Source organism: Trebonia sp. (assembly GCF_049794275.1).
Taxonomy (GTDB): domain Bacteria; phylum Actinomycetota; class Actinomycetes; order Streptosporangiales; family Streptosporangiaceae; genus Trebonia.
This window is the reverse complement of sequence record NZ_JBARCR010000894.1, coordinates 1-8,701: the sequence shown is the minus strand read 5'-3', so window position 1 is coordinate 8,701 and position 8,701 is coordinate 1. Positions and strand designations below refer to the sequence as shown.

The following is an 8,701-nucleotide window of genomic DNA, read 5'->3' as shown; positions in this document are numbered from 1 at the left end:
GGCTGGCCAGCCAGTCCCTGGCTGGGCGGTGGGTACGGCCTTGCTGGCGCCCGTTGTCCTAGTGGGGGGCTGGCTGATTGCTGGCGCGCTTCAGCCGGCCTCTTACAGCCCGATGCGGCAGACGATGAGCGTGCTGGCTGGTCACTCGGGAACCGACCGGTGGGTAATGACCGCGGCCCTGCTGCTGGTGGGCAGCTGTCAGATCGCGACCGGCGCGGGCCTGACTGCCGTCCGCATGCCTGCGCGCATCCTGCTGATCCTGACTGGCCTTTCTACTCTCGGCATCGCTGCCACTCCGGAACCGGCCACCGGCCCGACGTCCCGCCATCTTGCCTTCGCGGTGAGCTGCGTCGTCACGACAGCGGTCTGGCCCGTACTCGTCGCCAGGCGCGCGCCAGCGCAACCGTGGATCGTCAGTGTCTACGGCTGCGCGACGGTGACCGTGATCTTCGCCGGGTTGTCTTGCTGGCTCCTGATCGCAGCACGAGACGGCGGCGGTGACCTGGGCATGGTCGAGCGGCTGACTTCGGCAGTTCAGGCCCTGTTTCCGCTTGTCGTGGCGCTCGCCTTGCGGCAAACCGCGGGACGCAGGAACCAGGGACAGCGAGGCCAAGAGCGTTCCGGGCACTGGCAAGCAGTTATGCCAGTAGGCCGAAAGGGGACAGTTCCATAGCGGTCGGACGGGATCGCGTCTGCGTTTGCGCCTGCTCGTCTTCAGTCGGTGAGGATGCGGGGCAGGCCGAATCGGCCGAGGCCGCTGTTGTCGAAGCGCGTGAGTGTACTGATCCGCTCTCCGGCGAGAGTGAGGACCATCAGGCCGTTCGCGTGCAGGACGCCGGAGCACGGGTCATGGACGTAGACACCGAACGCCGGCTGGCCGTTGGCGCGGGTGGCCACGAGCCGGTAGCGCAGTCCGCGGCCGAAGAGCAGGGTCAGCCCCCGTCTGGCCACGTCACGGCCTTGGTACTCGAAGGGCGAGGGCGGCATGATCAGCCACACATCGTCAGTCAGCAAGCTGACGACGGCATCCACATCCCCCGCCGCGAAAGCCTCGGTCAGGCGGTGTACGAGCTCGCGCTCGGCAGGCGAGCCCGGCGCGGGCGGCGGCTCACGGCCTGCCGTGCCGGCGGAGCGGCGCGCTAGGGTGGCACGGGCTCGCTTGAGCGCGCTGGCCGCCGACTCGATGGTGATCTCCAGGATGTCCGCCGTCTCAGCCGTCCGGAAGCCGAGCACGTCACGCAGCACCAGTACAGCGCGCTGGCGGGGTGGCAGGAGTTGCAGGGCCGTGATGAACGCCAACGAGATCGCCTCGGCACTCTCATACCGTGCCTCGGGTCCCGGTTCGGTGCCAGGCAACTGGTCCAGCAGCACGTCAGGATATGGCTCAAGCCACGGGACGTCGCCAAGCCGGGTCGGCTCGGGCGGGTCGGGCCAGTGCCGGGGGCCGTCCATCGTCACTCTCCGGCTGCTGGCCCGTAGGGCGTTGAGGCAGCGGCTGGTGGCGATCCGGTAGAGCCACGTGCGGATCGACGCACGCTCCTCGAAGTCGCCCAGCCCGCGCCATGCGGCCAGCAGCGTCTCCTGCAGTGCGTCCTCGGCGTCCTGCGCGGAGCCGAGCATCCGGTAGCAGTGGACCTGAAGTTCGTACTGGTAGGGGCCCACGAGCTCACGGAACGCCTCCTGATCTCCGGCCCGTGCCCTGGCCGTCAAGTCGGACTTCACGGTGCGGTCCTTCCATCTGCTCGGTTCCTTCCCGCCGGTCGCCAGTACTGACACCGGCGGCCCCGGAAACCGGGCGGTCCGCGACCGCCCGGTTTCCGGGCAGTGTGGTGTCTGTCTTGCCGACACCACACACAGGAGATGGGACGCGTTATGTCAGAACCTGGCGGCAAGACCGCCGGCTCGCCTGGACCGGATCACCGATGGCTGGTTCTGGTGACGGTGGCGATTGCTCAGCTGATGGTGGTCCTGGACGCCACTGTCGTCAACATTGCCCTGCCCTCCGCGCAACGTGACCTCGGCTTCGCCAACTCCGACCGGCAGTGGGTGGTAACCGCCTACGCCCTGGCTTTCGGCGGGCTGCTCCTGCTTGGCGGACGTGTCGGTGACCTGTTCAGCCGCAAGCGGGTCTTCATCGTCGGCCTGCTCGGCTTCGCCGGGGCCTCGGCGTTCGGCGGTGCGGCCACATCGTTCGGGTTGCTGGTCGCCGCCCGCGCGCTGCAGGGCGCGTTTGGCGCGATCTTGACCCCGGCTGCCCTCGGCACGCTTCTGACCACCTTCACCGATCCTCGCGAGCGGCAGCGGGCGCTCGGCGTGTACAGCTCGGTGGCCGGCGCCGGCGGCGGCGTGGGCCTCCTACTGGGTGGAGTCCTGACCCAGGACCTATCGTGGCGCTGGACGCTCTACGTCAACCTGGCGTTCGCGGCGCTCGCGGTGTCAGGGGCAGCCGCTTTCATCCGAGCGGCCGCGCCCGCTAACCGCTCGCGCGTCGACATCGTGGGGGCAGCCCTGGGCGGTGGCGGCGTGTTCCTCCTCGTATACGGCTTCTCGCGCGCCGAGGCGGTCGGCTGGGGATCGGCTGAGACGGTGGGTTCGCTGGCCGCGGGCGTGGCCATGCTCACCTTGTTCGTGGTGGTGGAGCGGCTCGTCAGCCGGCCGCTGCTCCCTTTGCGGATCATCGCGAACCGGGCCCGTGGCGGCGCCTATCTATCCATTGGCCTGGCCACGGTCTCGCTTTTCGGGGCCTTCCTGTTCCTCTCTTACTACCTGCAGACGGTCAAGGGCTATAGCCCGGTCATCGCCGGCGTGGCGTTCCTGCCGCTGGTCGGCGGCCTGCTCGTGGCCGCCAACGCGTCGAGCAATGCCCTCCTGCCCAGGACAGGGCCACGCCCCCTAATCACAGGCGGGCTGGTGCTGGGCGCCGCCGCGATGGCCTACCTCACTCAGCTCGGCCTGGCCTCAAGCTACGCCGCCGGCGTGCTCCCCGCGCTGATCATCTTGGGCCTGGCCTTTGGCCTGATCCTCCCGTCGGCCATCGCCACCGCCACGACCGGCGTGCTCCCGCAGGACACCGGAGTGGCGTCAGCGCTTGTCAACACCATGCAGCAAGTCGGCGGCTCCATCGGCGTCTCAGCGCTGAGCACCGTCGCGCTGAGCGCTACGGCGAGCTATCTAGCAACCCACCGGGACGCCGGCCGGCTGGTCACCCCCGACGCGGCGATCCACGGCTACACGGTGGCTTTTACGGTGGCGGCCATCGTGTTCGCAGTGGCGGCGGTTCTCGCCTTCTGCTTGCTGCCGTCCCGGCAACGGCAGCAACCTGGCGGAAGTCTTGAAGACGGCGATGTTACCGGAGAACCCGCACGCCATCCTCGCACGGTCAAGTCACCCTCACTGGATGACGCTCCGCCGGCCGGCTCGGGGAAAGGATGAGTGCCAGGGAGGAGAACCGCGGCCCGGATGCAGCCGCTTCGGCCCGCGGCGCCTCACCATCTGAAGGAGGCCCAATGACGGATGCGCCACCCACCACCGTCGAGGACATGTTCGTGCAAACCGCAAGCGGTGTCCGCACTGACGGCGGGACCATGACCCTGCTCGGTCTTACCCCGCACACGATCTACTTCTCCGACCGTCCCCAACGCATCGTCGGCCACCTGACCACTCACCGCTTCCTTCAGTGGTGGTCCGAAGGTGACGACAGTTTCGCCGCCGACCCGCCCAACGCGGTGCTGGCCTGGGGCGAGCCTGGGACGGACACCCCGGAGGAGGCTGTGGTGGTCATTTCCGACCCGAGCATCACGGCTGACGGCTTGCAGTACCACGTCGAGACCCTGCAGGGCAGTCCCCCGGCGACGGCTGGTCCGTGTGTGCTGTTCATCGACCCGCTCGGCAGGCCGCTCTCGCCGGTCTCGGTCGCCGGAGTACGCCGCAGGGACATGCGCCGGGACCGCCGCCGGTTTTAGGGTGCCCGCTGAGCGCAGGCCGCGCGCGGCCACGGCAGCGGTTACAGCCAGACCGAGCGGTAATCGTCGTCGCGAACGTCCATGGCCGCAACCGTCACCCTGAGCGGCTGTGTGGTATCGACCATGTACGACCACATGTCCAGGAACGGGCTGATGGGCATGGCGTCGAAACCTGGCTTGGGCCCGTGCGCCAGGCTGCGCGGATGCAGCGTGATCGTGCGGGACAGCGGGTCGTTCTCCTGCTTGACGAACCGGTACATCAGCTCGTCGTAATCCACATTCATGTGGTGCGCCTGGGCCGGGTTGGCGCGCGGGTCGCTGGCATTGGGATGAGGGACCATCGCGCAGACGGCAACCCCACGGGCAGCGAACACCTGATACTGGTCAGGCAACGGGTGCACCCGGCCGCTGATCGGCTCGAAGTCGTCAAGGTTAAGCGCGTACGGGTAGAGGTAGCCGTCCCACCCGACGACGTCAAACGGGTGCCGGTCAAAGACGAACTCGCCCGCATGCCCGCCTGCCTTCACGACGATGGTGTACTCACCGGCCTCGTCGGCCGGCTCACCGAGTTCCGGCGCGCGAATATCGCGCTCATGGTAAGGCGCACTGTCGAGCAATTGCCCGGTGGAGTTGCGATACCGGGCGGGGGGGCCGACCGGCGATGTTGTCTCAAGCACCACCATGTCCTGCGGCTGCCCATCGGGCACCCAGCGGTGCGTGACGCCGCGCGGGATCACGACCAGATCCCGCTCGCGGTAAGGCAGTCGGCCGAAAGCGCTCTCCAGGATGCCGGCTCCGCGTGCGACGAAAATCAGTTCATCTGCGCCGCCATTTCGGTAGAAGCCAGGCGTTGCAGCCGTCGGCCGGCATACGGAATAAAGAACGTCGTCGTTGCCGAACAGCGGAACGCGGGCAGTGCGGCAATCCCCGGACGAGATGACCTGTTCCGCCAGGAAGAGCATGTTATCGGGGACACCGTCATAGAACTTGGGCTGAGTCGCGCCGCCGTCACGCACATGCCGGATCCGGGTCGGGGGGTTGAGCCGGTAGAGCGTCGACGAGGCTCCGCTGAAGCCCTCGCTGCTCATCAGCTCTTCGTGGTAGTACCCGCCACTCTCACGTTCCAGGACCGTGAACCGCCTCGGGGGGAGCATGCCCTGGCGCTGGTAAAACGTCATCTCTCGTTCCTCCAGTCGAGGAGTCTCCGCTGAGACAGCCGCCACCGCCACCGCCAACGTGGACGGCGCATGCGCGACGGTGTACGTTCCAAATGTGCGAATAACGCAGTCGATTAACGATAATCGTAACACGGAGGACGGTTCGGCCTTGGGGCCGCGAGCGCCGCAGGGCGCAAACGTGCCGTTGTCGGCGCTGCCGAAGGACACGATCATCGAGCCGGTAGTGTTCACGAGCGCCGACGGCGCCCTGTCGCGAGGGCTGTTCTACCGGCCGGCCGGGCGGCAGCCGCGGGTGGGAGTGCACCTGATGCACCCGCGGACCGACCAGTCGCTGAACTACAACATCCCTCCCCTGGTCCGGGCTGGCTACGCGGTAATCGGGCGGGCCGGGCGGGCGGTCAACAATGACGTCGACACCGTTCACGAGGAAATCCTTCTCGACCTTGCGGCCGGCGTCCGGATGCTGCGCGACTCCGGCTGTGAGCGCGTGGTGCTGCTCGGCAACAGCGGCGGCGGGTCGCTGGCCTCCCTGTACCAGTCGCAGGCGCAGGCCGTGGCGGCGTCGCGACTGGGCCCGCAGCCGTACACGAACGTTGACCTGCGGTCCGCGGATCTCCCGCCCGCAGACGGCCTGGCGCTGATCGGCATCCACGTCGGCGAGGGGCGGGTTCTGCAGGACATGCTCGACCCGTCCGTCACCGACGAGCGGGATCCGTTCGCGCGTGATCCCGACCTGGATATGTACGACCCTGGCAACGGATTCCGGGTCCCGGTCACCGGAATCCGCTACGACGCCGCGTTCGTCGACCGTTACCGGGCGGCGCAGCTCCACCGGGTGCAGCGCCTCGACGAACTCGCCCGTGCGGCCCTGAGCGCGCAGGCCAGGGCGAGGCAAGAGCTGGCTGCCCTGCCCGGTGACGCCCTGCCAGCTCAGCGCCTGACGCTAGAGCGGCTGGCCGTGCAGGCACCGTTTCTCACCATCTACCGGACGACCGCGGACCTGGCGATGGCCGACCTGACGATCGATCCCGACGACCGCAGCGCCGGGGGGCACGACGGCCATCCGCGGCCGGACCTGCAGAACTGGTCGACCTCCGGGTTCGCCCGGTACCTGACGCCGCGGGCCTGGCTGAGCACCTGGAGCGCTACGTCGTCGCACGCCAGCACCCTGCGCAGCCTGGCCGCTGTCACTTCGCCGACCCTGATCGTCCACTACGCCGGCGACGTCTACACCAGGATGCGCGATGCCCGCGCGCTTGGTCAGGCCGCGGCAACCGACGACAAGACCTTCGTCCTCGTCCGCCGCGCCGACCATTATGGCCGCCCCATCGGCGATACATCGTCGCCCGACCGGGTGTCCGAAGGCACAGACGCGGTCGTGACGTGGATGACCTCGCACTTCCCGCCGGACTGAGCAGTGGGCGCAGCACGTACTGCCCGTGGCTCGTACCTGCAATCGCTGCAGCGGAGCATCCTCGTCCTCGACCTGGTATCGACCAGCCCGGTCGGCATGTCCGCCCGCGAGCTGGCGGAAGCGGCCAACCTGGACCGCACCGTCACCCACCGCGTCATCCGCACCCTCGAGCGGGAAGAACTGCTGGTCAAGCAGAGCAACCGGTTCGTCCTCGGTCCGCGTACCCTGCTGCTCGGCAACCGCTACCTGGCGCAGTCGCCGCTGCGCGCCGCCGCCCTGCCGTTCCAGATCGACCTGCAGCACCGATCCTTCGCTGGACGGCCCTGGCGGGTCGCTGTGCTGGCGCCGGTCGGTAGCACGATGACGCTGGTCAGCGAGACCTGGTCGTCCACCACCCCGCTTGACACGCTGCCCGGCATCATGAACAGGACCATTGACCAGGCTGCATCCGGGCGCTGCGTCCTCGCGTACCTGCCGGAGGGCAAGGTCATCGACCTCATCGGCGAAGCGCGGGCGGCGGACCTCGCCCCGCGCTTCGCGGCCATCCGGGATGCGGACGGAGTCGACTACGTATCCGCCGCCGACAAGCCACCCGGCTTCGCACCTGGACTGAGCCTGGTCGCCGCCGTTATCCGACGCCGCGACGGTCAGCCGGTCGGGGGTCTGATTGTCTCCGGGACAGAGCTGGAGCAGTACACCTCGCGTGACTCCGAAGTCGCCCTTCAGCTATTGCGCGGCGCGAAGCAAATAGGCTCTGTGCTCGGTTAGCCCTACTTCTCGACGTAAAAGAGGCGCTTGTTGACGAATTCGTCGATGCCGAGGGGGCCTAGCTCGCGGCCGAAGCCGGAGCGCTTGGTGCCGCCGAACGGCAGGTCCGCGCCCTCGCCCGCCGGGGTATTGACGTTGGCCATGCCGACCTCCAACTGCTCGGCGACGTTGACCGCCCGCTCCTCGTCGGTCGACCAGACCGCGCCGCCAAGGCCGAAGTCCACCACGTTGGCGAGCTGGACCGCCTCGTCGTCGGCGCTGACCTTGTAGACGACGGCGACCGGGCCGAACAGCTCCTCGCGGTAGGCCCGCATCTCGGGGGTCACGCCAGTGAGCACGGCCGGGGCGAAGTACGCGCCCTTGCCATCGTCGAGCGTGCCGCCGATGTGCAGCGTCGCGCCCTTCGAGACCGCGTCCTGCACCTGGGCGAGGAGGTTCTCCGCTGCCTTACGGGAGACCATCGGGCTGTAGGAGCGCGGGGAGTCATCGCCCGGCTGGCGTGGTGACATCGCGGCGGCCCGCTTGACCAGGGCGGCCACGAAGTCGTCGTAGATGTCGTCCATAACGATCATCCGCTTGTTGGAGTTACAGGCCTGGCCGACGTTCTCCATCCGGGTGACCCAGGCGGTCTTCGCCGCGCCCTCGACGTCGTCGGTGTCGAGGATGATGTACGGGTCGGAGCCGCCAAGCTCAAGGACGACCTTCTTCAGGTTGCGGCCGGCCGTCTCGGCGACTGCGGTGCCGGCCCGCTCGGAGCCGGTCAGCGACACGCCTCGCAGCCGCGGGTCGGCGATCGCCGCGGCGACCTGCTCGTGGGTCGCGAAGAGGTTGATATACACGCCGTCCGGCACGCCCGCATCCTTCATGATCTGCGCGATCGCCAGGGCGGAGGTCGGGCAGTTTTCCGCGTGCTTGAGGATGACGGTGTTACCGACGATCAGGTTGGGCGCGGCGAACCTGGCCACCTGGTAATACGGGTAGTTCCACGGCATCACGCCGAGTACCGGGCCGACGGGCCGGTACTCCACGCGCGCCGTGTCATGGCCGGGCAGCGGCTTGTCGGCGATGAGCCCGGGGCCGTTGTCGGCGTAGTAGTTGAAGATATCGGTGCAGAACTCGGCCTCGCCGACGGCCTGTGCGGGCCGCTTGCCCATCTCCTTGGTGATCAGCGCGGCCAGATCGGCGGCGCGCTCAGTGAACAGCTCGGCGATCCGTTTCACTATCGCCGAGCGCTCGGCGACCGGGCGCAGCCTCCATGCCGCGAACGCCTCGGTCGCGGCGGCGAGCGCCTCCGCTACCTCCGCGTCCGTGGCGAAGGAGAAAGTCTCGGTCACCTCGCCGGTCGCCGGGTCGGTTACCTGATAAGGCGGGGTCTGCGT

The 8,701-nt window shown here is 68.4% G+C and carries 8 protein-coding genes; 5 read left to right on the top strand and 3 right to left on the bottom strand.

The features are described from left to right. The first annotated feature begins 28 nt into the window (after window positions 1-28). A complete protein-coding gene (locus WA805_RS23020) occupies window positions 29-673 on the top strand; it encodes a DUF998 domain-containing protein (RefSeq protein ID WP_425243383.1) in 645 nt (214 codons plus the stop codon). 41 nt (window positions 674-714) lie between these two features. Here WA805_RS23020 and WA805_RS23015 read toward each other — a convergent pair whose 3' ends face one another. Continuing rightward, window positions 715-1,722 (bottom strand): sigma-70 family RNA polymerase sigma factor, encoded by a 1,008-nt coding sequence (locus WA805_RS23015; protein WP_422273063.1) that lies wholly within the window; start codon window positions 1,720-1,722, stop codon window positions 715-717. Between the two features lie 150 nt (window positions 1,723-1,872). On the opposite strand from WA805_RS23015, the gene WA805_RS23010 reads away from it, so the two are divergent. Together WA805_RS23010 and WA805_RS23005 are read left to right on the top strand one after the other, a co-directional pair. Beyond that, window positions 1,873-3,432, top strand: a complete 1,560-nt coding sequence (locus tag WA805_RS23010) for an MFS transporter (RefSeq protein WP_422273061.1) — start codon at window positions 1,873-1,875, stop codon at window positions 3,430-3,432. Window positions 3,433-3,506: 74 nt separating this feature from the next. Continuing rightward, entirely contained in the window at window positions 3,507-3,962 is a 456-nt protein-coding gene (locus tag WA805_RS23005; RefSeq protein ID WP_425243382.1) for a hypothetical protein, read from the top strand. Between the two features lie 41 nt (window positions 3,963-4,003). On the opposite strand, the gene WA805_RS23000 is transcribed toward WA805_RS23005, so the two are convergent. Continuing rightward, window positions 4,004-5,353, bottom strand: coding sequence for a homogentisate 1,2-dioxygenase (locus WA805_RS23000; protein WP_422286135.1), 1,350 nt, complete (start codon window positions 5,351-5,353; stop codon window positions 4,004-4,006). On the opposite strand from WA805_RS23000, the gene WA805_RS22995 reads away from it, so the two are divergent. After that, entirely contained in the window at window positions 5,319-6,554 is a 1,236-nt protein-coding gene (locus WA805_RS22995; protein WP_425243381.1) for a hypothetical protein, read from the top strand. The genes WA805_RS23000 and WA805_RS22995 overlap by 35 nt on opposite strands. A 3-nt stretch (window positions 6,555-6,557) precedes the next feature. Beyond that, window positions 6,558-7,322, top strand: coding sequence for an IclR family transcriptional regulator (locus WA805_RS22990; protein WP_422273053.1), 765 nt, complete (start codon window positions 6,558-6,560; stop codon window positions 7,320-7,322). 2 nt (window positions 7,323-7,324) lie between these two features. On the opposite strand, the gene WA805_RS22985 is transcribed toward WA805_RS22990, so the two are convergent. After that, window positions 7,325-8,701: NAD-dependent succinate-semialdehyde dehydrogenase (locus WA805_RS22985; protein WP_425243380.1), on the bottom strand; the 1,377-nt coding region annotated here is incomplete at its 5' end.